At 45.0% G+C, this 26,139-nt stretch carries 22 protein-coding genes; 11 read left to right on the forward strand and 11 right to left on the reverse strand.

Going from position 1 to position 26,139, the window contains the following annotated elements; genetic code table 11:
• Nucleotides 1-721: 721 nt before the first annotated feature.
• On the reverse strand, nucleotides 722-1,354 hold the full coding sequence (locus W234_RS0106885; protein ID WP_025645980.1) for a DNA glycosylase: 633 nt from the start codon (nucleotides 1,352-1,354) through the stop codon (nucleotides 722-724).
• Between the two features lie 464 nt (nucleotides 1,355-1,818).
• On the opposite strand from W234_RS0106885, the gene upp reads away from it, so the two are divergent.
• Both upp and W234_RS0106895 read left to right on the forward strand, forming a co-directional pair.
• On the forward strand, nucleotides 1,819-2,466 hold the full coding sequence (gene upp, locus W234_RS0106890) for a uracil phosphoribosyltransferase (protein WP_025645982.1): 648 nt from the start codon (nucleotides 1,819-1,821) through the stop codon (nucleotides 2,464-2,466).
• A gap of 94 nt (nucleotides 2,467-2,560) precedes the next feature.
• Nucleotides 2,561-3,307, forward strand: a complete 747-nt coding sequence (locus W234_RS0106895) for an SDR family NAD(P)-dependent oxidoreductase (protein WP_025645984.1) — start codon at nucleotides 2,561-2,563, stop codon at nucleotides 3,305-3,307.
• Nucleotides 3,308-3,378: 71 nt separating this feature from the next.
• Here W234_RS0106895 and W234_RS0106900 read toward each other — a convergent pair whose 3' ends face one another.
• Nucleotides 3,379-4,053, reverse strand: coding sequence for a hypothetical protein (locus W234_RS0106900; protein ID WP_025645986.1), 675 nt, complete (start codon nucleotides 4,051-4,053; stop codon nucleotides 3,379-3,381).
• 209 nt (nucleotides 4,054-4,262) lie between these two features.
• Between W234_RS0106900 and W234_RS0106905 the strand changes: the two genes are divergently transcribed.
• Nucleotides 4,263-5,231, forward strand: a complete 969-nt coding sequence (locus W234_RS0106905; protein WP_025645988.1) for an alpha/beta fold hydrolase — start codon at nucleotides 4,263-4,265, stop codon at nucleotides 5,229-5,231.
• Nucleotides 5,232-5,298: 67 nt separating this feature from the next.
• Here the strand turns inward: W234_RS0106905 and W234_RS0106910 are convergent, their stop codons facing one another.
• Genes W234_RS0106910 through tyrS form a run of 3 tightly spaced genes read right to left on the reverse strand, consistent with a single transcriptional unit; the run spans nucleotide 5,299 to nucleotide 7,533 of the window.
• Nucleotides 5,299-5,535: a DUF1653 domain-containing protein gene (locus W234_RS0106910; RefSeq protein WP_025645990.1), complete on the reverse strand. Its 237-nt coding sequence runs from the start codon at nucleotides 5,533-5,535 to the stop codon at nucleotides 5,299-5,301.
• 11 nt (nucleotides 5,536-5,546) lie between these two features.
• Nucleotides 5,547-6,320: a TIR domain-containing protein gene (locus W234_RS14180; RefSeq protein WP_025645992.1), complete on the reverse strand. Its 774-nt coding sequence runs from the start codon at nucleotides 6,318-6,320 to the stop codon at nucleotides 5,547-5,549.
• Nucleotide 6,321: 1 nt separating this feature from the next.
• The gene (gene tyrS, locus W234_RS0106920; protein WP_025645994.1) at nucleotides 6,322-7,533 is read right to left on the reverse strand and encodes a tyrosine--tRNA ligase; all 1,212 of its coding nucleotides are present in this window, start codon (nucleotides 7,531-7,533) and stop codon (nucleotides 6,322-6,324) included.
• 120 nt (nucleotides 7,534-7,653) lie between these two features.
• Between tyrS and W234_RS0106925 the strand changes: the two genes are divergently transcribed.
• From W234_RS0106925 to W234_RS0106935, 3 genes are all read left to right on the forward strand, one after another.
• Nucleotides 7,654-8,967 carry an anhydro-N-acetylmuramic acid kinase gene (locus W234_RS0106925; RefSeq protein WP_025645996.1) on the forward strand — a complete coding sequence of 438 codons (1,314 nt, stop codon included), beginning with the start codon at nucleotides 7,654-7,656 and terminating at the stop codon, nucleotides 8,965-8,967.
• 163 nt (nucleotides 8,968-9,130) lie between these two features.
• Nucleotides 9,131-10,393: a beta-ketoacyl-ACP synthase II gene (gene fabF, locus W234_RS0106930; protein ID WP_413771573.1), complete on the forward strand. Its 1,263-nt coding sequence runs from the start codon at nucleotides 9,131-9,133 to the stop codon at nucleotides 10,391-10,393.
• A gap of 136 nt (nucleotides 10,394-10,529) precedes the next feature.
• Nucleotides 10,530-11,321, forward strand: a complete 792-nt coding sequence (locus W234_RS0106935) for a hypothetical protein (RefSeq protein ID WP_051397458.1) — start codon at nucleotides 10,530-10,532, stop codon at nucleotides 11,319-11,321.
• 119 nt (nucleotides 11,322-11,440) lie between these two features.
• On the opposite strand, the gene W234_RS0106940 is transcribed toward W234_RS0106935, so the two are convergent.
• The 5 genes from W234_RS0106940 to W234_RS0106960 form a co-directional block, all read right to left on the reverse strand.
• Nucleotides 11,441-13,258 carry an aminopeptidase P family protein gene (locus W234_RS0106940; protein ID WP_025646001.1) on the reverse strand — a complete coding sequence of 606 codons (1,818 nt, stop codon included), beginning with the start codon at nucleotides 13,256-13,258 and terminating at the stop codon, nucleotides 11,441-11,443.
• A gap of 450 nt (nucleotides 13,259-13,708) precedes the next feature.
• The gene (locus tag W234_RS0106945) at nucleotides 13,709-15,271 is read right to left on the reverse strand and encodes a peptide MFS transporter (RefSeq protein WP_025646003.1); all 1,563 of its coding nucleotides are present in this window, start codon (nucleotides 15,269-15,271) and stop codon (nucleotides 13,709-13,711) included.
• Nucleotides 15,272-15,615: 344 nt separating this feature from the next.
• Nucleotides 15,616-16,083 carry a hypothetical protein gene (locus W234_RS0106950; RefSeq protein ID WP_025646005.1) on the reverse strand — a complete coding sequence of 156 codons (468 nt, stop codon included), beginning with the start codon at nucleotides 16,081-16,083 and terminating at the stop codon, nucleotides 15,616-15,618.
• Between the two features lie 133 nt (nucleotides 16,084-16,216).
• Nucleotides 16,217-17,794 carry an apolipoprotein N-acyltransferase gene (gene lnt, locus W234_RS0106955; protein ID WP_025646007.1) on the reverse strand — a complete coding sequence of 526 codons (1,578 nt, stop codon included), beginning with the start codon at nucleotides 17,792-17,794 and terminating at the stop codon, nucleotides 16,217-16,219.
• Between the two features lie 202 nt (nucleotides 17,795-17,996).
• A complete protein-coding gene (locus W234_RS0106960) occupies nucleotides 17,997-18,896 on the reverse strand; it encodes a CBS domain-containing protein (RefSeq protein ID WP_025646009.1) in 900 nt (299 codons plus the stop codon).
• Nucleotides 18,897-19,194: 298 nt separating this feature from the next.
• On the opposite strand from W234_RS0106960, the gene W234_RS0106965 reads away from it, so the two are divergent.
• Complete coding sequence (locus tag W234_RS0106965) at nucleotides 19,195-20,490, forward strand: DUF4105 domain-containing protein (RefSeq protein WP_051397459.1); 1,296 nt, start codon at nucleotides 19,195-19,197, stop codon at nucleotides 20,488-20,490.
• 16 nt (nucleotides 20,491-20,506) lie between these two features.
• Here the strand turns inward: W234_RS0106965 and W234_RS0106970 are convergent, their stop codons facing one another.
• The gene (locus tag W234_RS0106970; protein ID WP_037059300.1) at nucleotides 20,507-21,082 is read right to left on the reverse strand and encodes a YcgN family cysteine cluster protein; all 576 of its coding nucleotides are present in this window, start codon (nucleotides 21,080-21,082) and stop codon (nucleotides 20,507-20,509) included.
• Nucleotides 21,083-21,256: 174 nt separating this feature from the next.
• Between W234_RS0106970 and W234_RS0106975 the strand changes: the two genes are divergently transcribed.
• From W234_RS0106975 to mutY, 4 genes are all read left to right on the forward strand, one after another.
• Entirely contained in the window at nucleotides 21,257-21,994 is a 738-nt protein-coding gene (locus W234_RS0106975; protein ID WP_025646015.1) for a dienelactone hydrolase family protein, read from the forward strand.
• 268 nt (nucleotides 21,995-22,262) lie between these two features.
• The gene (gene ylqF, locus W234_RS0106980; protein WP_025646017.1) at nucleotides 22,263-23,216 is read left to right on the forward strand and encodes a ribosome biogenesis GTPase YlqF; all 954 of its coding nucleotides are present in this window, start codon (nucleotides 22,263-22,265) and stop codon (nucleotides 23,214-23,216) included.
• A 246-nt stretch (nucleotides 23,217-23,462) separates the two neighbouring features.
• On the forward strand, nucleotides 23,463-24,743 hold the full coding sequence (locus W234_RS13805) for a P-loop NTPase fold protein (RefSeq protein ID WP_051397460.1): 1,281 nt from the start codon (nucleotides 23,463-23,465) through the stop codon (nucleotides 24,741-24,743).
• A gap of 105 nt (nucleotides 24,744-24,848) precedes the next feature.
• A complete protein-coding gene (mutY, locus tag W234_RS0106990) occupies nucleotides 24,849-26,090 on the forward strand; it encodes an A/G-specific adenine glycosylase (RefSeq protein WP_025646019.1) in 1,242 nt (413 codons plus the stop codon).
• The last annotated feature ends 49 nt before the right edge of the window (nucleotides 26,091-26,139 follow it).

The raw sequence follows: 26,139 nt of genomic DNA on the forward strand, positions 1-26,139 counted from the left end.
TAATCTAGCATTTGCTTAAAATTATGTTCGTAATGAATTAACTTTGAGTTTTTCTGCTGATTAAATGATAATTTTTATAGTTAGAATAAACTCCGAAAAGAAGTTCAAACCAACTTTATTTTTAGCATTCTTATCTCAGCAAAAATCCACACAAGTTGTTCTTTAGTTCTGATTTTAAATAGTGTCTCTTTACTGTCGTCCAGTTAAAGAGTTATAAACTAATAACTCAGCAATGTGCTTATTGTTATTAGCGAGCTGACTATCATATCATGTTAATTATGTTTGTCAAGCTTTTTTATAATTTGTTTCAGTAAGTTAAGCGCTTGATTTGACTAAATTATTTAGTCTGTATCTCGCCCTATCCCTTAATGAGGTGCGTATTATAGACGGTTTGTTTTGGAAGTCAAGAAGTATTTTTATTTAATTTGAAGTTTTTATCTTAAAAGATTTGAACTTCTTATCAAACTTGCTAGCTGCTAACCTAACCGTTAATCGCTTAACTTGCTAAGTATCAGTGCCGCTCCTCGTTCCGATAGGGGCGTATTATACGCAGTTTAGTTTGGCCGTCAAGCTTAAATTTGGGTTTATTTTAAATAAATTTTAGATACCCGGTTTACTGCTTATTTATCAGTGTTTTAAGGTTAACTTACCCTCAGTATTGGCATTCAATGATGGATTACGCTGCATCAACCACACCCTACTCGCTTCCCTTCTATATGAGTTATAGCTTACCCATCTTTTCAAAGAAGGCTTTATAAGCAGCTACCTTTTTATCTAGTGCTAGTGGATAAGCGCGCGACGTAGAAGGCAGTCTATATAGAGTCAACTCTGGTGCTTGTGCTTTGGTGCTTTGATTATGCCATTGGTACGGATAGTCGATACTTTGATTGGTCTTGGGCTGCTTTGACTTAATAGGCGGATCATTTAATAAATTCAGCAGCACCTCAGTTGCCTTACCCCCTGTGGTAAATAGGGCTTCTAACTTAGGAACCTTCGGCAAAATAGTATCTAAATCCACTGGGGTCACGACCGTTAAATTCTTATCAGACGCATTTCCGGTCTCACGAATGGCCTGTCTGACCGTGGGACATAGAGCGATGCCGCGCTCAAACAAAAAGTCGCGGATATGCTTAGGGTCAAAGTGTTTTTCGTCCCCGACTCTAAAGTAGTTCACATCATCGAAGAACGCGCCGCCATAGATACGCCACATATCATTATAGAAGTTCGGATAATGAAACTGCATTGCCCATTTATCAGAGGTTGGCGGAAAGGTACCCATCATCATTAGTGTAGCGTTCGGTGGCAGGACGGGTTCAAAAGGGTGAGTTTCTATTTCGGTAGTAGTTGCTTCCATCCTTGTGTTCTCCTTCGCATCAATCGTATTCGTAAATTTATTATCACTGCTTTTAGGGCGTGTTGAACATTCAAATGTGGCACTGGCGGCGGCTATTTTTTAGGCAATACGCAGTGAAATTTTCGAATCCTAGTCATTCTAGGATAGACAATTTCGCCATGTATTGGCAAAAAAAAGCCCCGCCCCGAAGGGCTGATGCTAAAATCACCCCAAACGGTGTTGTAAACCTAGCTAAGGCCTCGACATTATCGTCGGTTTACGCCTAGTTTGGTGCGATTTTATCTATCAGCAGTCCTAATATTTGAATGTTCAACACGCCCTAGTCTTATAAGTTTTATTGGTCATAACATTCTTCATTAGAAAAGCAGTTTTTTTGTTATCATAGCATACGATTAAAATTCGAAATCGAAACCTAAAATAGATATGAAGGCTGATATCCAAACTTGATAGATAAGAGAGACTTTATGAGCGAGCTAAATAACGACTTAAGCATTACCGTCATCGATCATCCATTAATACGTCATAAGCTAAGCCTTATGCGCGAAAAAGACTGTAGTACTTATAAGTTTCGCACTTTGACCAAAGAGCTTGCCCGCCTTATGGCTTATGAGGCAAGCCACGACTTTGAGATTGAGACCTTTCCGATGGCAGGATGGTGTGGTGAGATAGAAGGCGAGCAAATCGTTGGTAAGACAGCGACAGTGGTACCTATTTTGCGTGCAGGATTAGGTATGCTCGATGGTGTACTCGACCTGATTCCAACCGCTAAAATCTCGGTCGTCGGTCTACAACGTGACGAAGAGACTCTGCAGCCTGTGCCTTTCTTTGAGAAGTTCGTCAGCCACATGGACAAACGCCCTGCATTGATTGTCGATCCGATGCTCGCTACTGGCGGCTCTATGGTCGCAACAATCGATATGCTTAAAAAGCACGGCTGCAAAAACATCAAGGCTTTGGTTTTGGTCGCCGCGCCTGAAGGTGTGCGCTTGGTCAATGACGCGCATCCTGATGTGCAGATTTTCACCGCTGCTCTCGATAGCCATTTAGATGAGCATGGTTATATCATCCCGGGGCTTGGTGATGCTGGCGACAAGATATTTGGCAGACAATAATTTTAGTAAACGGTAGTTTTGGTAAACAGTCGTATCGCTGATGCCTCGTTATAACATGCGCTTTAGGCTATCAAGAATAGGTAGAGGATATATCATGAATGTATTAATCACTGGAGCGAGTGCTGGATTCGGTAAAGCGCTGGCGGAGAAGTTAGTCGCGCAAGGCCACCGCGTCATCGGCTGTGCTCGGCGCCTGGATAAACTAAACGAGATGGCAGAGACTTTAGGTGAGCTGTTTTTGCCAGTCGTTATGGATGTCAGCGATACCCAGTCTATTGCTCCAATTATCGCTGATCTGCCAAAAGACTTTAGCCAAATCGATGTCTTGGTGAATAATGCAGGGTTGGCATTAGGTACTGAGCCTGCGCAAAATGCCAAGTTCGATGACTGGATGCAAATGGTCGATACCAATGTCAAAGGGCTAATGGCATTAACCCATGTCGTCTTGCCAACGATGGTTCAGCGCGATAGCGGTTATATCATTAACGTTGGCTCTATCGCTGGCACTTGGCCTTATTATGGCGGTAACGTCTACGGCGCGACCAAAGCGTTTGTAAAGCAGTTTAGTCTCAATTTGCGTGCGGATCTACTTGGTACGCAAGTGCGCGTAACTAACCTTGAGCCAGGTAATGTGGCGGGTACGGAGTTTTCAAACGTGCGTTATCACGGCGATGACGAAAAAGCAGCAAAGGTCTATGACGGCTTTAAAACCATGAGCGGTGAAGATATCGGCGATATCTTACTGTGGTTGATTGAGTCTCCTACGCATATTAACGTCAATCGCTTAGAAGTCATGCCAGTAGCACAGACCTATAATGGTTTGACGATTGCTAAAGACTGACTATAAAAGACTAACTATAAAAAGTAAGCCTGCAAGCTCAAGCGATGTCTAAATACCCGTAATTATTGTAGTTAGCGTAATTCATAATAACGAAGCAATATAGTCTCGGCTATATTGCTTTTTTTTATCTCGCTTGTCTCGATTACCTCTTCATTCACCAAGCGCAAATCTCTAAAATCCAGTATGAGCACTTCATTACGGGTGCGCTCGCTGGTACGCTTATTATGGCGTATCGGAAAGCCCATAACTTGCTTGCCTGCTATAGTTAGCTGATTGATAATAAGGGACGGATGGCTTGCTCGCCCTGATTGTAGCGAGTGTTGATAGAGCTTTTCTGCGGCGGCAAGCGCCGTAGCAGGATTAACTGTGGTGGTAAACAGCCTCTCTTGTCTTACGCTTTTTGGCATCTCGCCTGCAAAAAATAAGGTTTGATGAAGGGGCAGATATTGAGCATGGCGCGTCAGCTCGTTACGAAATAGCGCGGGCATATCCATATTGAAGCTGTCTTCCGTCTGCTGATAGAAGGCGGCAAAACTGCGCTGAATATAGCGCCCAAAGACAGTTGCGTTAATCCACTCTTGATAGACAGGGTTGTTTAGCAGCAGCCTAGTGAAGTCTTCTGGTTTTATCTCAGCGCTCTGGCTTAGTATCGCTATCAAGAATTGCTGCGAATCTATAAAAGTCTGCTGCTCCCATACTAGCGGATAGAGGCTCATATCTAACGACGCTAAAGTCGCTCTACTCATACTTAGGCCTCCTTTTAAGAGTCAGGTTGTTATTTTTATTTATTATGATTGATAAATTAGCGCTGATGATTATTCGGTATTGCAAGCTCACTTTTATGCTATGGTCAATGAGCTGATTTTACTATAGCAGTCTTACTGCAAGTATATCGGGTCTGTTGAAGTCAGCAACCTCAATTATGGCTACTATGCGAGCGCACAGAATAGAACTCATGATAAAAAAATTACTCACACTGCCGATATCCGACCAGTATCAAGTGCAAACTACTCATATTACGATGACTGATGGCACGCGACTACCTATCTCTGTTATCGGACAAGGCGCGCCTGTGCTGATGCTGCATGCCTACGGCATGGATGCACGTGAATTTTTGCCTTTTATCTTACCGCTTGCTAGCAAATACACTTTTTATTTGCCGCATTTGCGCGGCTTTGGACTGGCACAGCCCATCGGTCTTACGCAGTTTGATTTTGTGCGGCAATATGCAGAAGATGTCGATTGTATCATCGAGCAGATTTGTCAGTGGCAGTCTGTTGAGACGCTGTCTGTAGCGGCTATTTCGATGGGCGCGCAAGTGATGTGGTCTTATTTTGAAAGGTTTGGCGCAGCCAGAGTCAGCCGCTATCTCAATATCGATCAAAGCCCTGCTATTCATAATCAAGACGATTGGCAAGGCGGACTATTTGGCAGCCGCCAACAAGAGGTATTCGATATCTTTCGCGGTGTTATCGATATGAGTCTGCCATATGCCGATGCCCAAAGCTTCACTCACCTGCCCTTTACACTGAAACGGCACGCTACTGACGTCGAGCGCTTATTCTCATTATTGTCCGTCAATCGTACGCGCTCAAAAGCGTTTATACAAGCGATGACTTATAAGAACGATCCTAAGCTTGCGCTGTATGAGCATCGTCTTTGGAACCATAAAAGGCAATGCTTGCAAGCTTATCTAACCTTGCCTTATGACTTTCGTGGTGCGTTAGATAAAGTGACGATTCCGGTCGTCAATCTAATTGGTGGGCGCTCAAAGCTATATAATCCTAAGTGGCAACAGAAGGTGACACAGATGCTGCCCAATGCCACTGAAATCGTTTTACCGCATTCAGGTCACGCCGTACCGATGGATGAGCCCGTTAGGTTTTATCAGGTATTAAGAAGGTTTTTCGGGAATGAGCTATAAGTAGAAATGGAAAAGCGACTCCATCAGTCACTCTTTTTTGATTAGAAGTTGTCAGAAATTTTTAAGCTTAATCCGCTAGCACTTTAATCAGCTCAAAGCGTGGTACTTCTGTGCCATGACGCATTACAGTTTCAGCAAACATCGCCAACGGCCGCACCCAAACGCCATACTCACCGTAAAGACAACGATAAACGACTAAGGCTTCTTCGGTTTCGGAATGATGCGCGGTGTGCAGCACTTGGTAAAGATTGCCTTTATAGTGGCGGTAGATGCCTTGGGGGACGACTTGAATTTTTTGACTCATAATTACACTCGCTAATCAATCTTATTCATATCAACGTCGTAACCTGAGCTTTTCATTTCTTTAGCAATACTATATTTCCAAGCTCCATCTGTATCCATAGATTTGTAGACTACCCCTGATATATCATTTGGAATCTCAACATGACCTTTTACAAGCGCAACAACATTTGCTTGACCAATCTTACCAATTAAAAGTCCATGCTCAAAAATAACATTCTGTCTTGCTCGTGGTTTTAAATCTTCTGGTTTAGAAGACTTAACACCTCCAATATCACATTCAGTATAAAGCACAATAGCAAAACCAACATCTGTATGCTTTTCTAACTTTTCTATGATAGTAGCGCCAGAGTCAACCTGCTCATGAAGAATTACTGCTTTAAAACCAAGTCGCTCTACAAATCTCGCTACTTCGTTTTTAGCACCATTGTCATGACCGTGAACGATGAAGACTTTGCTGCAATCAATTTTCTTCATGTCTGCTTCGGTGTCAATTTTACTAATATCTTTCGAAAATAATTCTAGTTCTTCAATTATAGTGTCTATCAAATTAATGGCACTATTTTTCCCTGACTTCCAATAAGCAATATCTTCATCTTTACTACTGTTAAATGAAAGAGGAATATAACTAATATTCATTATTTCTTGTAAATAGTCAGAATCACTACCATGGACATTTTTGATAAGCATAGTAAGTTGTCGAGTTAATCTATCTAGTTTGTGTTCATCCTCATATGTTAACTGCTCAAACTCTAGTTTGACTTTTTGGAATAAATCAACTTTATCCATATCAGCCAACCGTCACTTTTGCATAGGCTTTTTTGCCCGCTTGGATAACCACTGTCTGACCTGAGGTTAAGCTAAAGCCTGCATCGACCACTTCGCCATCTACTTTTACTGCGCCGCGTTTGACCATGTCTTTGGCTGCTGAGTTGTTTTTGGCAAGGGCTGCTTGGTTCAATATTTGCGTGATAAATAACGCATCCGCACCTTCTAGCTCCAACGTCACCTCTGGCAAATCGACTGGCAGCTCACCATCTGCTAGGACATTGCCTGCTGATTTGTGCGCATTAGCTGCAGCATCAGCATCATGGAAGCGCTCGATTAACTCTTCGGCCAAGATACGCTTGATCTCTTGTGGATTGCGACCGTTTTCCATCTCGTTCATCAAGCCTTCGACTTCATCCATCGGCTTAAAGCTTAAAAACTCAAAATAACGACGAATCAAGGTATCTGGCATCGATAGCAGTTTTTGGTACATGGTGCCCGGCGCATCATAAATGCCCACATAATTGCCAAGTGACTTCGACATTTTATTAACGCCATCTAGGCCTTCTAAGATTGGCACGGTGATACACACTTGCGGCTCTTGCCCATAACGGCCTTGCAAAGTGCGGCCCATCAAGATATTAAAGGTCTGATCGGTACCGCCCAGCTCGACATCGGCTTCAAGGGCGATAGAGTCGTAGCCTTGCACTAACGGATAGAGAAACTCATGGATGGCAATTGGCGTTTGTGCCGCGTAGCGTTTGGAGAAGTCATCACGCTCAAGCATGCGCGAGACCGTCAGCTGGCTTGAGAGCTGAATCATATCGCCTGCTGACATATCCTTGAACCATTCGGAATTAAAGACGATACGAGTTTTCTCTTTATCCAAAATCTTAAACACTTGCTCAGCGTAAGTCTGCGCGTTGACTTTGATTTGCTCATCGGTCAACGGCGGACGCGTGCTGTTCTTACCCGAAGGGTCGCCAATCTTGGCCGTATAATCACCAATAAGAAAATAAATCTCATGACCTAAGTCTTGAAAATGCTTGAGCTTATTGATGAGTACCGTATGGCCTAAATGCAGATCCGGTGCAGTAGGATCAAAACCGGCCTTAATACGTAGCGGGCGATTCAGTTTAAGCTTAGCGACTAAATCCTCTTCGGATAAAATTTCTTGAGTACCGCGCTGAATCAGGGCCAGTTGTTCTTCTAAATTGTAGGACTGCTCTGTCATGTTGCTCTCTTGTTTATCTTTATTAAATGATGAATGCCTCAAGGGCTTTTAGAATCTTGAAGGCCTATAAAAAGTGTTAGAATTTGAGAGATATATTAGCTTTTTTTAGGGGAAATTGCCATGAGTAACGCCGCACCTACTATAAATACAAATAATAATGACGCTGAGCCGACTACTAACGATTATGACGACCTAGACTACACCGCTCTCACTGATGCTCTAGAACAAACGGTGTTTGAGAATTTCGATGACGGCTTATATATCGGTATGATGTCAGGGACGAGCTTAGATGGTATGGATGCAGTGCTGTGTCAGTTTGCAAGTGATAGTGAGAACACACAGCAACCGCTGCAGCTCATCACAAGCCATAGCCAAAACTTTCCAGCGCGTCTGCGTGAGGTATTACTGGTTCTGTGTCAGCCAAACGGTACCGCTGCTTTGACCCCTAACTTCGATGAGCCCAATGATTTGGTAAGTGAGCTGGACTGGTTCGGTTGGGCCAGTCGTGAGTACAGTGAGTTTGCCAGCGAAGTGGTCAATACGTTACTGCAGCAAGCCGATACTGATAGCGAGTCGGTGCTGGCGATCGGCTGTCATGGACAAACCGTACGTCATCGTCCACAAATGGCGGTCACCTTACAACTGCTCGATGCCAATATCATCGCTGAGCGCACCGCTATCAGTGTGGTCAGTGATTTTCGACGCCGCGATATGGCAGTTGGCGGTCAAGGCGCGCCTTTAGTGCCAGCCTTTCACAAGGCTTTATTTTCTGACTCCGCTAGCACTCGTATCTTACTGAATTTGGGCGGTATTGCGAATATTACTGTGCTGCTAGCTAATGATGATCCGGTCATAGGCTATGACACCGGCCCTGCCAATCTGTTGTTAGACGCTTGGGCCAAACAGCATATCGATAAAGACTATGATCAAGATGGGGCATGGGCGCAGTCAGGACAAGTGATCGAACCACTGCTTAATCAACTCTTAGAGCATCCATTCTTTGCCCAGCCTCACCCTAAAAGTACCGGACGCGAGGACTTTAATTTATCTTGGTTAAAGTCTGAGCTACAAGCCTTTGATAAAACGGCGACCGATACACGCTATTCAGCCGCTGACGTACAAGCGACACTGACCGAGCTGACCGCTATCAGTGCTTGCGATCAGATCAATCAGTTCATTAGTAATCAAAAACAAAGCAGCGTTTATGTATGCGGAGGCGGCGCGCTCAACCGCTATTTAATGACGCGTCTGCAAGCGCATCTTCCGCACTGGGCGGTGACTACTACCACTGAATTAGGACTGCAGCCGACTTGGGTAGAGTCAGTCGCTTTTGCTTGGCTGGCGCGGCAGACCTTGATGGGCGAGACTGGTAATCTGCCGGCAGTCACAGGCGCGCGTAAAGGCGTGGTACTCGGTCAAGTTTGTTTTGCTTAAACTGTCATTAGCAGTCATCATGAGTTTACAAACGTACACTAATGTATATTATAATGACTGCTAAAATAATATCATTTTTGTATAGTCAGGATAGGATATAGCTATGAGCAAACAGCAGCAAAAATCGCGTCAAAAGCAGCCGCATTATGAGCGCTCCGATGAGATGCGTGTGGTAGTCACTGGTATGGGCGCTATTACCCCGCTAGGCTTGGACGTTGAAAGTACATGGACGCGCCTGCTGGCCGGCGAAAGCGGTATCACTCCTATTGAGCACTTCGATGCTAGCGACTATCGTACACAAATCGCCGGCACCGTCAAAGACTTCGATGCTAAGCAATTTATGAATGCCAAAGACGCGCGGCGCTATGATGAGTTTATTCATTACGGTATAGCGGCCTCAAGTATGGCGCTAAAAGACGCGGGGTTTATAGATGAGGTCAGTGCTGATGACAGCCCTGTAGCGCATGTCGATCCAGAGCGTTTTGGTATTATTCTAGGTTCAGGGATTGGCGGTATTCAAACTATTGAAAATAGCCGTGACACGTTACGTGATAAAGGCGCTAAAAAAGTCTCGCCTTTTATTATTCCAGGTTCTATCGTCAATATGGCGGCAGGCTTAGTGGCTATTAAGCACAAATTACAAGGCCCTAATCTAGCGACTGCCACCGCTTGTACCACCGCGACGCATGCTATCGGCTTAGCGGCACGTCTGATCGCTCATGGTGATGCTGATATCATGCTCGCAGGCGGTAGTGAAAAAGGCTCAAGCCCGCTAGGTATCTCAGGGTTTGGCGCTATGCATGCGCTCTCTACGCGTAATGAGGAGCCAACCCGTGCTTCACGACCTTTCGACAAAGATCGCGATGGTTTTGTCTTAGGGGATGGCTCAGGTGTCATAGTATTAGAGAGTCTAGCTCATGCTAAAGCGCGCGGCGCAACTATCCTTGCAGAGCTAGTCGGCTTTGGGATGAGCGATGACGCCAGTCACATTACCGCACCGCCAGAAGATGGTCGCGGAGCGGCACGCGCGATGCAAAACGCGCTCAATGACGCAGGCATTGATGCCGCCAAAGTCGGTTATGTCAACGCCCATGGCACGAGTACGCCGGCAGGTGATGTCGCTGAATCTTTGGCGATTGAGTCGGTATTTTCAGCAGTAAAAGACAGCATCCTTGTCAGCTCGACTAAGTCTATGACTGGGCATCTGCTAGGCGCGGCAGGCGGTATCGAAGCGATATTTACGGTGCTTAGCTTGCATCATCAAGAGGTTCCGCCAACGATCAATCTAGATAATGTCGAAGACAACTGCAATCTAGACTATGTGGCAAATCAATCGCGTGATGTGCCTGAGCTTAACTATGCGGTATCCAATAGCTTCGGCTTTGGCGGTACCAATGGCTCGCTTATTTTTGCCCGTTGGTCTTAGAGCAAACACCTTATCTTCATAAGCTAAATTGATTAGCGTAAGGTTTATAATTGTTTTGCTACGTTTGTCCTCTTGCAGCCCCTTATTATACTTGCGTATGATAAGGGGTAATTTTTAGCAGTTTATGGAAGCCATTATGTCGAGCTATTCTTTTTCTCATGAATTCTATCAGCATTGGACAGGAGCTCCTCAGCCAGTACGCGCCGCTATTGTACAAGAACTAAAAGACATCACTGCGCTATTACGAGCAGACACCTCGTTTGAGCAGTTTGTCTTTAGTAATCATGATCTCGATGCTCATCTTGATGACTTATACGGTGCACACGAGAAGCAGCAAGCGGCGGCAAAAGCACTTGCTGACGAACAAGCAGCACTGCGAGCTGAGGCGGAGCAGCAACGTTTAGAAGAAGAGCGCTTAGAGGCAGAACGTATAGAGGCCGAGCGCTTAGCTCGAGTCAGAGCGCAGGCTGAAAAACAAGCGGCAGAAGAAAAAGCGCAAGCCGACGCAGAAAATGAACAGCGACAACAGCAGCAAACCATTCAGCAAAAAGACAATCAAGAGCCAAGCGCTAGTGAAGAAAAACTAAGCTCATATACTCTTCATGCACATACCTCTCATAACCGCGAAGCCAATGCTGCAACTGCCACTTCAAAAGAAACTGATCCTAAGTCCAGTGCTGATAAAAAAGAGACGAGTGCTCACGATGAGCAGCTGATTAATGCAGTCGATGATAAAGTGTCTCATGCAGCGTCTTCCATCGATCTATCGTTAAAAGATACGACACTTAGCGCAGCTGAGCAACAAATGATTCATGAGTTAGAAGTTCATATCGATGACTATTTAACCGAACAGATGATGCAGCTGTCCGAAACGCTAAAGTCTTGGCTACGCGCGGAGGTCACGCGTCAGTTAAGCGAGAAGCAATAAGCCGCTTATAATAAAGCCAAAAACTAAGCTCAGAAAAGCGCTCAAGCCTGAACTGGCCGAGCGCTTTTTTATGTCTGATAGGTCAGAATCTAGAATGACTGACCATCAATACAGCTTTTTTAGATAGCTTGCGTACGCTTAGTGAGCCACTCAAGCGCTGCTCCCTCGACGCGACTATTTAGCTCAGCATAGACTTGGCTGTGATAGTCATTTAACCAATCAATCTCTACCTGATCTAAAAGCGACTTCTCAATAAGACGAGTATCGATAGGACAGTAAGTCACAGTTTCAAAATTTAGAAAGTCACCAAATTCTGTCTCATTAGGGTTCGCCACAGCTTTATTGATGACTAAGTTTTCGATACGGATCCCCCACTTACCTTCACGGTAGAGTCCCGGCTCATTGCTTGAGATCATATTTACCTTCATCGCGCGCTCTTTTGGCGTGCTGGCACTATAAGCGATCACTTGCGGGCCTTCATGGACGTTCAAGAAGTAACCGACGCCGTGGCCAGTACCATGACCATAGTCCATCTGCGCTTGCCACAGCGGCGCTCGGCAAATCGCATCAATAAGCGGCGAAGCGATACCGTCGGGGAAGTGCGCGCGCGCCAGTGCAATGTGCGCTTTGAGTACCGTAGTGAAGTCGCGCTTATGCTCGTCTGTGACTTGGCCAATACCGACAACGCGAGTAATGTCAGTCGTACCGTTTTGGTACTGAGCGCCTGAATCAATCAGTAGTAAGCCGCCCTCGCCCTCATTGACATCTAGATAGCTGAACTTCTCTGGCGTCGCGCGGTAATGCGGCAAAGCGCCGTTGTCATTGAAGCCAGCAATGGTCGGAAAACTCGGAGAAACATAATGCGGCTGCTGACTACGTGCGTCGATCAGCATACTATCGACATCCAGCTCGCTTAAACGCTCACCGCTTGCCAAGCGCTCCTCGAACGCACTAAAAAACTCACACAGTGCTGCGCCATCTTGACGCATGGCTTCGCGAACATGATCCACGTCGGCATCTGACTTGACGGACTTCAGTAAAGTGCTCGGCGCTATCTGCTCAATAAAACCAACGCCATCGACCATCTGTGATAACGTGCCAACAGCGACTTTGTTAGGGTCTAATAGCAGTAAGTCATCGACTGTCAGCTCGCTAAGCGCTTGTTGCACCGCGTCATAATCAGCAAGCGTGATACCACTGTCTTTGAGCTCTTTTTCAATACCGCTACTGACTTTTTGCTTATCGACAAACAATGTTGCCTCGTTTGCACTGATTAGCATATGCGATAAAAACACGGGGTTATAGTCGACATCAGAGCCGCGTAGGTTGGTCAACCAAGCAATATCATCTAAGCTTGAGAGCAAGTGATGGGTTGCACCTACTTCCTGCATGCCTGAGCGTACAGCAGCCAACTTATCGGCGGCAGACTGCGACACAAACTGCTCATCGTGCTCATATAGCTTCGCAGTTGGTAGTGCGGGACGATCTGCCCAAATGTCAGTCAACACATCACGATCCGTAATTAAGGTAATGTCGTGAGCTTCAAAAGCGTCTAATAGACGGTCTTGCTCAGCGATGGAGAGCACATTACCATCAATCGCTACGCTATCGCCTTCGCTCAAGTGCTCGCTCAACCAGTCAATGTGGTTGGGCTGCTTAGGCGCAAGCTTCTCTAGAGTAATCCCAGTATCGGCTAACTGATCAGCGGCGTGCACCCAATAACGGCTATCGGTCCATAGCCCCGCAAAGTCAGCGGTAACCACTAGCGTACCTACCGAACCGGTAAACCCTGAGAGCCACAGGCGAGCTTGCCAATACTCCGGTAGATACTCAGATAAATGCGGGTCCGCAGAAGGGACAATAATAGCGCTCAGGTCCTGCTTTACCAGCGCTTGGCGTAGGCTGTCGATACGGTCGTGAATAGCTTGTTTACTCATTGGGTGTTCCTTATATAGTTAGCTGAATGTAAAACTGTTATGGATTTAAACGCGCTACTGGTATAAATTTTACTTGCGTGCTGCGTTCCTTCGATGCTGCGCAACTTATGTTTTAAAAAGAGCATCCCAGTAGCGCTATGACATTTTTAGAGTGTATCGACTATATTATGTACTGAGTGTTTTTAATTAAGTCGTTTTGATGAGTCAGTTTTGACTGATTTGTTCTTTTGAGCTAGCGATTATCAATAATCGTCTTATTTTATTAACGCTAATATAATTAGTTGTCGATATCAGTAGAGGTTTGGGCGTGTAGATGGTTTTCAATAGCTAAGTTGAGCTATCTTTTTATAAAAGAAAAACGTGCCACCTAAGGTAACACGTTTTGGCTGATGCTCTTTTGAGTAGCGACTGACTATCAGCGCTACTTATGAGTACGACGCGTCACGGCCATTAAACTTTGGCATCCGCCTGCTCGCTCTTTTTGAGCATAGTGTTGATCGGTTTGGCTAATAGCAACAAAATCACTGCTGTTACTACCAAGAAGATAGTCATCGTGGTAAATAGACCGGGCAACCCTTCGATCTTGTCTGCCGACACATATCCACCAAAGAATGCAGCAACCAAGTTACCCATCGCTAAAGAGGCAAAGAATAACCCCATCATCTGCCCTTGCATCCCTTTTGGAGCCAGCTTAGTCATAGAAGATAAACCGACAGGACCAAGCGCCAATTCGCCAAGCGTCAATAATAAAAGACTACCGACTAACCATAAAGGCGAAGCCAAGCCGCCCTCATTGGTTAAAATACTCTTAGACGCTAGAATCATCAGCCCAAATCCCGCTGCTGCTAAGAGCATACCAAGAGCGAACTTCACCATACTACTAGGCTCAACTCCTCTATTACCGAGCTTGACCCATATAATACTCACAATTGGCGCAAGTAATAATATAAACAGTGGGTTTAGCGATTGGAACCAAATGCTCGGAACTTGAAACCCTAACACATCCAAATCAGTATAGTTATCGGCAAACAAGTTAAAGGAGGTCGGCTGCTGCTCAAAGCTTGACCAAAACAGCGTTGAGCCGATAATCAGAATAAAACAAATCAGCAAACGCAGCTTATCGGTTTTATCAAACTTCGGTAAAACGAACAAGATAGCAAAATACCCTATCACCACAGCTGCGATGATATAGGTCATATAAGTCACTACCTGTTCAGGATTGAACGGCATAATCCCAGTAGCCACTAAGATAACCACAGCTGCGAGTAGGCCCAAAAAGCCAAGCACCCAGCGACCTATGTTTTTGTGATTATCATTAGCGCGCTTCCATTCAGGAGTGATGTTTTTGGCTTGTGCATAGTGGGTTAGTGTTTTTCGCGCTGAAAAACGATATATAAGTAGTGAGGCTAGCATGCCAAGGCCGCCGACCCCAAAACCGACATGCCACATGCCTTGCTCTTTGAACACGCCCACGATAAGCGCCGCGAGTAACGCGCCTATATTGATACCCATGTAAAATATGGTAAAGCCACTATCACGGCGTACATCACCCTCAGGATATAGCGCGCCGACCATGACTGCGATACAAGTCTTGAATAGACCTGACCCTAAGACGATACAAATGAGACCGACAAAAAACAGGGTCATACCAAACATGGCGGACAGGGCAATAGACAGATGTCCTAGCGCAATAATGATACTACCCCACCACAGGGCACGCTCTTGTCCTAGCCAGTTATCTGCCAGCCAGCCGCCAGGAACGGCTGCCAAATACAATGACCCAGCAAAGATGCCATAGATAGCAGAAGCGGTCGTTTCATCGAAACCAAAACCGCCACTACCCACAGTGGCCACCATGAACAGGACTAAAAGTGGCCGAATACTATAATAAGAAAACCGCTCCCACATTTCAGTGAAGAATAGCGGACGTAAGGGTTTAGGATGTCCCATAAAGCCGTTTTCTAGCGCTTCTATCTCAGCGTCACTTCCCTGGGTGTTTGATGTTTTGCTCATACTTCTATTCCTTCAAAAAGCACTCTATGTATGACGAAGTGATTAATAATGACGACTAATGGTCATATAAGCGCAATATTGTATCACTTGTACAAATTCAAGTAAACAAGCCATTGCTCAATAATTACACAAATACCCACAAAAAAACCCTGCTCTCATCGAAGAACAGGGCATTATGCAAGCTTATATCTTAGTAGTAAGGCGTACTTTTGATAAGGCTGATAAGCAGTTGTACCGACACAGATCCACTCAGCAGCGTTATCGATATTGGCAGCGTTTGTTATAAACGTGATGACTCATTTATCATCATAAATGATTAAGGTATAAATGACGATAACTTGGCTTTACTCGGCAGCAGTCTCTTCAGCATCAACAGTAGCGTCGGCATCGCCATCGGCTTGTTCTGCAGTCAAGTCTGCATCAGCTGCCGCTGCTTGGTCTACCGTGCCATCAGCAGTCGCGGTAGCTGAACCGGTAGCGATAACAGCATCATTACTGCTAGGAGTCGGCGTAGTCGTTGCATCAGCAGCCGTATCCGCCGTGGCCTCTCCAGCGCCAATACTAGCATCGGCATCATCAGTTGCGACTGGATCAGCGACTGTTGCCTCTTCTGTGTCGGCTTCAGCTGCAATCACTGCCGCTTCATCAGCTGCGACTGACTCTTCAGTAGGCTCAGCAGTAATATGCTCACCCGCTGGACGCAAAAATGCAGAAATACCAATGAGTAACACAATGCCTAAAAATAAGCCAATGCCGCCTAAGGCAAATAGCAACTCTTTTTTTGGATTGTTATTAACAACATGCTCTGACATAGCTTATCTACCTTACAACAAAGAATATGTGAAATATTGAGCTATTATATCGCAATTTATAGCGGTTTGTTAAATCCCTTAACCAATTAAAGGTATTATTACTAGTCAGACCGTTCATTTTTATCTGACTTGACTAACTACGCTTGGGCCGCGTCCTAGTGATTGAGCGCTTACTGGCGAAACTTAGGCCCAATAGTAACGCTATAATTATTAAAATAGGATAATGACCAACCACCATAAAAGGGGTGTTGCCCACGCGCGCTTGGACATCGGCGCGCAGTACTGTACGCTCAAACTGCGGTGCGCGCGCAACGATTTGCCCTCTATGATTGATGATGGCGGTCACGCCTGTATTGGTTGCACGCATAAACCAGCGGCCGTTTTCTAGCGAGCGCATTTGTACCATCTGTAGATGCTGTAGCGGGCCTGCTGAAGTCCCAAACCAAGCGTCGTTAGATATCGTCAATAGAAAATCTGTGCCAATAGCATTGCGGCGCGTGGTATCTGGATAAGCGACCTCATAACAGACCGCGGCGCCTAAGTCGTACCCACGGACTTGCAATGGCGACTGCTGAGGACCGCCGCGGCTATAGCTCAATATCTCTTGGCTACCAGCAAGACTGGGCAAAATATCGAGCATCCCCTGAAACGGAATATACTCACCAAACGGTACTAAGCGCTGCTTTTTATACATGCCCTGCGCGTCGCTGCCAAGCGCGATTACACTATTATAAAACGGCGGATAGCTCTGCGTCGCTGGATCAAAGGCGGCCTCATCCTTATAAGGAATGCCGGTCACCCAAGTGGTATCGGTCTCCTTAGCCATTTTTACCATTTCACTGATAAAGCCTACCGCCTCAGTCTGAAACATCGGAATAGACGACTCCGGCCAAATCACAAGATCGCGGCCCCACTCATCACGCGTCAATCCGGCATAAATCTTCAAAGTCTCAAACTGATACTCAGTCAGCCACTTCATATCTTGCGGAATGTTACCCTGAATCAAGGACACCGACAGATCTGGAGTGCCTTTAGGTTTGGTCCATTGCGGATTAATCAGCCATAAGCCAACACTTAATAACAATAATACCGATGACACGACAAGGTAACCGGCGCGGCGACGCATCAGCTCGACAGCACTTGCCGCGAGCAATACTGCCACAAAAGAGACAGCAAACACGCCAGCTACTGGCGCCAACGAGGATAGCCAGTACTGCTCGGTAAAGGCGTAACCTAAGAATAGCCAAGGAAAACCGGTAAATAACCAAGTCTTCAGCCACTCTTGTAAGATCCAAAGCGCCGCAAACGAGAAAGGCTGACGACCAACGAAGCGATTAAATATCAGCGCTAAGAAGCCATGAAACAGCCCCATCCCCAAACCCATCAACGCAATCAAAATCAGTGCCAGCCATGTCGGCGTCTCACTATAGTCATTGATTGAGGTAAATAACCAAAAGGCACCAACGCACCACAGCCCGGTGCCATAAGCTTCACCGATAATAAAAGCACGTTTGCCGCTCATCTTTGGCAATAGAAGCGCATACAAAATCGCTGGCGAGACAAAAGCGATCGGCCAAAAGCCGTAAGGCGCGAGCGCAAATATAAATATCGCTCCTGCCAAAGCGGCAATGATAGCGGTAAGTCCAAGTGGCATCTGATAAGCCTGTTTGGGCTTTAAACGCTTTTGTAAATCATCAGTAGACAGACGCATAGCAAATTATCCAAGTTCTAAATCTTTAAGCCTATGATGAGAGGCTATCAATGACGGTTATAAATTAAATGGGCTCATAATAACAGCCTGTCATCATAAAAAGGGTAAAAAAGCAAAAAACACGACCGCAATCGTGTTTTTTAAACGACAAAAGAAGCGCTTAGCTTGCGCCCTTTATCGCTAATGGCTGCCTGCATTAACGCTAATGGCTACCTATGAGGATATGAGAATCGGCGTTGGTTTTGGTCACTTCAAGATCATTAATAGAGCGGCCATCGACATCGGTGATAGTAATCTGCCAATCATCGATAGTGACGCTCTCGCCTTCTAAGTCGCTGACGTATCCCAGCGCTTGCATCACAAGCCCGCCCATCGTATCGACCTCCGTATCGTCGAAGTGACTACCTAGCTCATCGTTACAATCCTCAATCACGGTAGAGGCTTGCACCCGCCAAGTATTTGGCTTTTCTGGATGTGCGACAATATTATTAATGTCGCTATCTTCATCGAAATCATCATGCTCATCGACGATATCACCAACGATTTCCTCTAACAAATCTTCCATAGTCACGACGCCTGCGAAGTTACCAAAGTCATCGACGACGATTGCCATATGCACCTGCGTACGCTGTAAGGAGCGCAGTAAGGTATCAGAGCGCGAGGTCTCAGTAATATATAAGGGCTGACGCACTAGATCTTTGAGACGCTTACTATCGATTTTCTCTTCTTGGTCTCGCATCATATGCACTAAGATAGGGATCAAATCTTTGGCTAATAAAATACCAATAACCGCATCATCATCTTGGCTGTCAAATACAGGGTAGCGTGAGTGGGTGGTCTCAAGAATAATATCCATGACCTCTTTGAGACTCGTGCTTTCGTGCAGACCTATCACTTGCGGGCGCGGGGTCATAATCTCGCGCACTTGCGTCGCTGGTAGATCTAATACGCCTTCTAACATATCAACCGTATCAGGCTCTAAGAACTGGCGCGACTGCTGCACCAAGCTGATCAATTCATCGCGGGTTTCAGGAGCGGTCGATAGCCAGCGTTTTAAGCCGCGCATCGACCAACTACTCGGACTGGGAGCATCATCAGACATAGTGATGTGAGTTAACCTCTTAAGTTCATGGACAGGGAAATAATGGCTATTTAAGTGACTGCTATTACAATTACTAATAGCAAAACAGCGACTACAAAATTTTTACTCAACCGAGTATACATGGGGATAAAATTGTAAATAAAAACAACGATTCGGCGATCGCATAAAACACTAGCCTATTTAGCTTCACTTTATCCCAAGGTAAAGCGACATTCAACGACAAATTTATCCAAATTGTACTGTCAGTGTGTTATAAACTTTGCTATGGTCAAAGCCTTCATTTACGTAGTTCACTCTTATGTCTCGTCGCTTCTTTTTCTCTCGGCTATTAGCGCCGCGTCGCCAAGCTCATGGCGATACAAATACCAAAACTTTGGCTAATCCTCCAAGCTGGCTATATCGTATCGTGCGCTTTTTTATCGTCGTGGCCTTAATGCTGTCGGCACTTTGGCTATTATTAGCGCTTTGGTATCAGTTCGGTACGTTCAGCCCTATCACTTGGCTGGCAAGTGTCTTTATCGTGGGTCTTTTAGCCTCGATAACGATGCTAGAGTACGCCCCAACACTGGCAAATAAAATCATTAATAAGACGCTTAGAACCAAAAAACTAAGTAAATTTTTGGCTATGTTATATAGCGGGCTCTGGCTAGTAGGCGTCGGCTGGTATTTTTCTATCGAGGCCAAAAGCGATCGCGACTGGCAGCCAGAAGTTAGCGAGGTGCTGTCCTACACTCGTGATGCTAACAATCCTAATCTGATTACCTTTTATAAGGTGCGTAACTTTGATTGGCACCTTGCGGAGAAAGAGACTGACGGCGCTGCAGAGATTTTAGCGAACGAGCGCTGGGAGACGCGTACGGTAGATATGTCAAAGTTATCAGGCATTGATGTGACCAACTCATATTGGATGGGACCGCTGATTGCGCATACTTTAGTGAGCTTTCGCTTTGAGGATGATAGACCGCTCGCTTTTTCCTTTGAGATTCGTAAAGAAGACGATGAGTCTTTTTCTGCTTTTGCTGGGTTTTTTCGGCGCTTTGAGCTCAGTCTTATCGCTAGCGAGGAGCGTGATATTATCTATACGCGTAGCAATGCTCGCGGCGAGCAAGTTTACTTATTTCCGATCAGTCATCTGCAAAAGCACGAGGTTAAGGCACTGTTTGAGTCTTATCTAAAAGCTGCTGATGAGCTAGTGGCTAAGCCGTCTTGGTACAATACTTTTACCACCAACTGTACCAATATTATATTTTATATGGCGCGTATCGTCAGTGGTGAGCGGCTGCCGTGGGATTATCGGATTTGGGTTTCAGGCTGGCTGCCCAATTATCTTTTTGATATCGGTATGTTAGATGCCAATCCTAAAGAGCAAGGACAACCTTGGTCGATGGATACATGGTACGAGCGCACCCATATTAACCCAAAAGTGCAAGGGTTCGATAATAATGCAGACATAGAGCTTAATGAGCAGCAGCTTATCGAGAATAGTCATGAGTTCTCTAAGCACATTCGTCAAGGTCTGCCTATGCCGCCACTTGCTGATTCGCAGATGGAGGCGGAGAGTCGCGCTAAGTCAGCGGCTAGAGTTTCTAATTAATTTTAAAACCTAACAGTTAAGGCGTCACCCAATTGACCACCCGCTCCTCCATTTCCTCATCAGAGATGCCAATCTCAGAGATGCAGCGCCCCGCAACGCCTATATTTGCCGCGCGCATTTGCTGCTGAGTCGCTACGGCATCTTTCGTCAGTAATAGATGCCACTCTGGCAACGCCTGTCCTTTATACAGGCGCTTATAGGCGCAGTGCGATGGTAGCCACATCATCTTTGGCAATTTATCGATAGTCAATTGAATACAGTCGGGCACGTACTCTTGACGGCTCTCATAATGCTGACAGTAGCCCGTTTCACAATTCATCAGCTGGCAGGAGACATCGGTATATTCAACCAACTCTTCGTCCACCTCGCCCTGCTCGTCCTCGTCGATATACTTAATCAAGCAGCAACAGCCGCAGCCATCGCACAGCGCTTCCCATTCGCTATGATTCAGCTCATCGAGGCGAAAGCGTGACCAAAACTGTGGGCGCAAAGTGTCTGCCACTTGCACATTGGCATTAGCGGCCAACTCTGCTTGCTGCTCGGCTTTGTTTTGATGTTTTGCTTTGGGGTTTGATAACACATTCAACCTCATAGACTCGCTATAGTTGTTAAAGTTTTCAATGAAAACCATTTTGATAAATTGCGTTACAGTATTATAGCTGTTTTTGTCCGCTATGGGCGTTAAGGTGGTTGAGTAGTGAAAAAGCAACCTCATAAATCACGCTATAAGTACAACTAAAACTCATAACATAATAAGGACAATAATATGTCAATTAAGACTTTGGAATTAATCAGTACCACCGAAAACGGCGTTGAGCTGATCAGCTATGTCGCTCTTCCAGAAAAAGCCACAAACGACAGTCCAGTACCTGGCATTTTAGTCGCCCCAGAATGGTGGGGCGTCGTTGATCACCCCAAGTCAGTGGCTGAACGTCTAGCCAAAGCGGGCTATGCAGCAGTCGCGATGGACGTTTATGGCGAAGGCAAACTGACCACAGAGGCGTCGATGGCAAATATGTGGATGGAACAAGTGCTCGCGGACCAAGACATGCTGATGAATCGTTGCCGTTTGATTTTGAATGACTTCGGCGATCAGCTAGGAGTAAATGGGGATAACTTAGGCGCTATTGGCTTTTGTTTCGGCGGTAAAGTCGTATTAGATATGGCGCGCGTTGGCATGCCGCTCAAGGCAGTTGCGACTTTCCATGGCAACCTAGCGCCTAAACAAGCAGCCGATGACAAGTTCAATGCCAAAGTACTAGTCGCTCATGGCGGTGATGATAGTATGGTCTCTATGGACGCCGTTGAGGACTTCAAAAAAGAGATGGACAACGCTGGTGCTGACTATAGCGTCGATGTCTATGAGGGCGCTAAGCATGGTTTCACCAACCCGCATGCCGATGAGCGCGCTGCCAAAAATGATATCGACTTGGGCTACGACGAGAAAGCTGCGAATGACAGCTGGAGTAAAATGCTAGACTTTATGAAAGCGAATCTAGGCTAATTGGACTTTTAAAGCCAATCATATAATACGCCGAAAAGCGGAGCATGCATGTCATGCTCCGCTTTTTTATGCTCTGCTTTTCACAAGGTAACGCCTTTTATAAAATATGACTTATCACCTACAACCGGCCAAAACCTATAGACTTACTTTAGCCTGACTCAGCTTCTCATTGTATAGTAAACTTAACGCCATTATAAAAACAAACCGCTAACAGCTTGGCTTAGCATTCCGTTTTAGAGAGTCATCAATTTAAAAAGGTAGTAAAACAATGGTCAAAGAGACGATTCAGTGGTTCCCCGGGCACATGAATAAAGCCCGTAACGAAGTCAAAGAAATCATGCCAGAGATGGATATTGTCATCGAAGTCATTGATGCCCGTATTCCTTATAGTAGCGAGAACCCTATGGTTGCTGCTCTACGCGGTCAAAAACCCGTGATCAAAATCCTTAATAAAGCTGACCTCGCCGACCCCGAGCGCACGCAAATATGGCTTGATCACTTTGAGGCGCAAAATGGTGTCAAAGCGATTGCTTTTGATGATAATAAAGCCGATGACGTCCATAAAATCATTGAACTGTGCAAAAGAATGATGCCGGGTAAAGCAGAGTCCGGCCGGCAAATCAAAGCGATGATTATGGGTATTCCGAACGTTGGCAAATCAACCTTGATTAATACCTTAGCCGGTCGCTCGGTTGCAAAGACGGGCAACGAGCCTGCGGTCACCAAGTCACAGCAACTGATAAAACTCGATGGCGGCATTATGCTCTATGACACCCCCGGCATGCTCTGGCCAAAAGTTGAAAACGAACATTCAGGCTATCGCTTAGCGGCGACGGGCGGCATTCGTGATACTGCCTTTGATTTCGCTGATGTCGCAGGCTACACCGCAGAGTATTTGATCAAAGATTATCCTGAATTATTGAAGTCGCGCTACAAAGTTGAAGATCTACCAACAACCGATTGGGAGTTTTTTGAAGTAGCGGGACGCAATCGCGGCCTACTCAAAAAAGGCGGTATCGTCGATACCTACCGCATGTCAGAGATACTCATCAATGAGCTGCGCAGTGGTACGCTCGGTCGCATCACCCTTGAGACGCCTGAGATGATGGCAGCAGAAGAGAAAGTCGTGGCGGAACAGAGAATCGCTGCTGAAGCCAAAAAAGAAGCCAAGCTTGAGGAAAAGAGAATGCGTAAAAAGCGGGCTCGGAAGAATCGGAAGTAGGGTTTATTTAAAAGATCATTGCTCAAAAAGCTACTACTTATATAAAAGCCCTAATGGGCTTTTTTTATGTCTGTATTATCTGTATAACATAAGTATCATATATCAAAATTATAAATATAGAGAGTGCTTAATGACAGATTACAGCATAATGAGAGAGTTAACTTTTTCGAGTAGAGATGAGTTCACACGTAAGCCTATCGCTGAAAAAATCATTAAACTCTTGGACTCAGATATTGATGTTCCCCGATGATTATTGATGGTAAATGGGGTACAGGAAAGACAGAGTTTTGTTTTAAACTAAAAAATCTGATTGAGGAGAATAATCCGAATGATTATAAGGTTGGTTATGTAAATGCTTTTCAAACTGATCATGCCAATGAGCCGCTCTTAACACTTATAGCTGAGGTGGCTAGTTTTTACGATGAAAAAGACTACAAGCGAAAGAATTTTATAAAAAATGCAGTCCCTTACCTAAGGCTTATTTCTGGTATAGGTCTCAAAGCAGGATTAGGATTTGCATTCGGTAGATATGCGGCAGATATTCCTGATGCACTAGCAGACGGAATGGAAGAAATAAAGGATGGGTCAAAATCTCTTATCGACCAGTCACTTGAGTCTATGATTAAAGATCAAGTAGAAGCGGAAAAGAATTTATCGACATTGCGCGATGCTCTATCAGATATTGCTTCCACAAACCCTATCATTTTACTCATTGACGAGCTTGACCGATGTCGTCCAGATTTTGCAGTGATGATGTTAGAGACCATCAAGCATGTGTTTGATGTAGATAATGTACAAATTATATTAATTACCAATGCTGAGCAGCTTAAAGCCACTATAAAACATAGCTATGGTAGTGAGACTGACTCACACAGCTATTTATATAAATTTTTTAAATATCAAATCAACCTGCCAACGACCATCAAAGATGTTGAAGGCAGGTCTATTGAAAATAACGTCACTTATTTCAAGGTGACAGTTCAAGCTAGCAGGGTAATTCCTCAAGATTTTAAAGACAACGAATTTATCTATGAGATTCCAACATTTCTTGATGTTGGTACGCTGTCTCTACGAAATATTGAGCAAATCGTCCGCTGTATAGAGACTCTAGTAGTATTTGAAAATATTGAGCGGAGTAAATCATTGACTATTGAACAGATTTTAATGGTCTTTCTATCATTTGTTTATATGATGGATAGAGATTTACTAAATCAAATCATAACAAGACATATAAATCCGACTAAATTTTCAAATTTTATCAGAGGCACTAGGTTAGATATGAGGCAACCGTATTCTAGGTCTAACATCCTTAATGATTTGTCCGTCAAAAATCTTTTCTCGATTGTATTTGATAAGTATTTTGTAAATTCTTTTCTAGACCTACCAAGTAGTACTATTGAACAACAAGAAGTGCAAAGGCATATCAAGATTAGTTTAGGCAAATATGATTATATCAGTGATATACATAAGGATGAATACATTAAGCAGATAATCAATAACCTCCTACTATTCGACATCGTTAAGTAGTTATTTTTATTATATTATTTCATAGAAACACGTCAAAACTGGGTCGTAGCAAATACATATATCAGGTATAATTGTTTACCTTCAAAAAACCAAATATAAGAGCCTATGACCCAACCTACCGCCATACCCGATACTCAATTTTTTCAGTCAGCTAACTCCCTAAACACCTTCGCACCCCGTCTATTAGACTGGTTCGAAACCGACGGACGCCACGACTTACCTTGGCAGCAGCACCAAACCGACACACCCAATCCTTATATCGTCTGGCTATCCGAGGTTATGCTGCAACAAACGCAAGTTAAGACGGTGCTGCCCTACTTTACGCGTTTTATGGCGTCGTTTCCGACCGTGCAAGACTTAGCAGCTGCCGACTGGGATGTGGTTGCTGAGCATTGGGCAGGACTTGGCTATTATGCGCGTGCGCGTAATTTGCATAAGGGTGCTAAGCAGTTGGTTGAGGTAATCGATGAAACGGGGGACTTTCCGCAGACTTTAGCGGGTTGGGAGGCGATTTCGGGCGTTGGGCCATCGACTGCTGGCGCGATTATGGCAATGGGGCTGCATAAATATGGCGTCATTTGCGATGGTAATGTCAAACGCGTACTGACACGCTGGGCAACTATCGATGGTGATATTACTAAGTCTGCTACCACCAAAGAGCTATGGGCATTGGCAGAGCGGTTAACGCCAAAGGATAACTCAGGACTCTTCGCACAAGCGATGATGGATATGGGCGCGACTTTATGCGTGCGCCGTAATCCTAACTGTCAGCTATGTCCGCTAAAGGCCAACTGTATCGCTCACGCGCAAGGTCGCGAAATGGACTATCCTGTCAAAGCCAAGAAAAAGCCCAAGCCGAGCAAATTTAGCAATGCGCTTATTATTGAAAACGCACAAGGAGATATCCTCTGGCTACAGCGTCCTGACAATGGTATTTGGGGTGGCCTATGGAGCTTGCCTTTGCAGTTTGTGCAGAAGCTTGAAGCTAGCGATTTAGCTAAGACATCAGAAGAACAGCCAAAGAAGTCTCAAGTACGTAGTAATGAAAAAGTCTACGAGAGCGAATTTACCACTGCTGAGCAAATCATTAATGACTGGCTAATTGAGAATAATTTAGTCGCCAAACCTGTGAGCAATACTTTATTAGAGGATGCGCCTATTAAGCATTCATTGACTCATTTTCACTGGTATTTGCAGCCACAAAGAGTGGTTGTTGATAATAAGCAGATTGCAGAACTAAAAGATAAGTTAAACGCTGCCGATATAGAGTTTAAGTGGTTAAGGCAGCAAAAAGCGCGCGATAGTCTCGGACTGCCGCGCGCAATGATTAAGATTATTGAGGTTTGAAATTAAGCTCAACCGTAGGCTGGCGCTTTAGCCTAGCATCTTGAACTAG

Source organism: Psychrobacter sp. TB15 (assembly GCF_000511655.1).
Lineage (GTDB): Bacteria > Pseudomonadota > Gammaproteobacteria > Pseudomonadales > Moraxellaceae > Psychrobacter > Psychrobacter submarinus.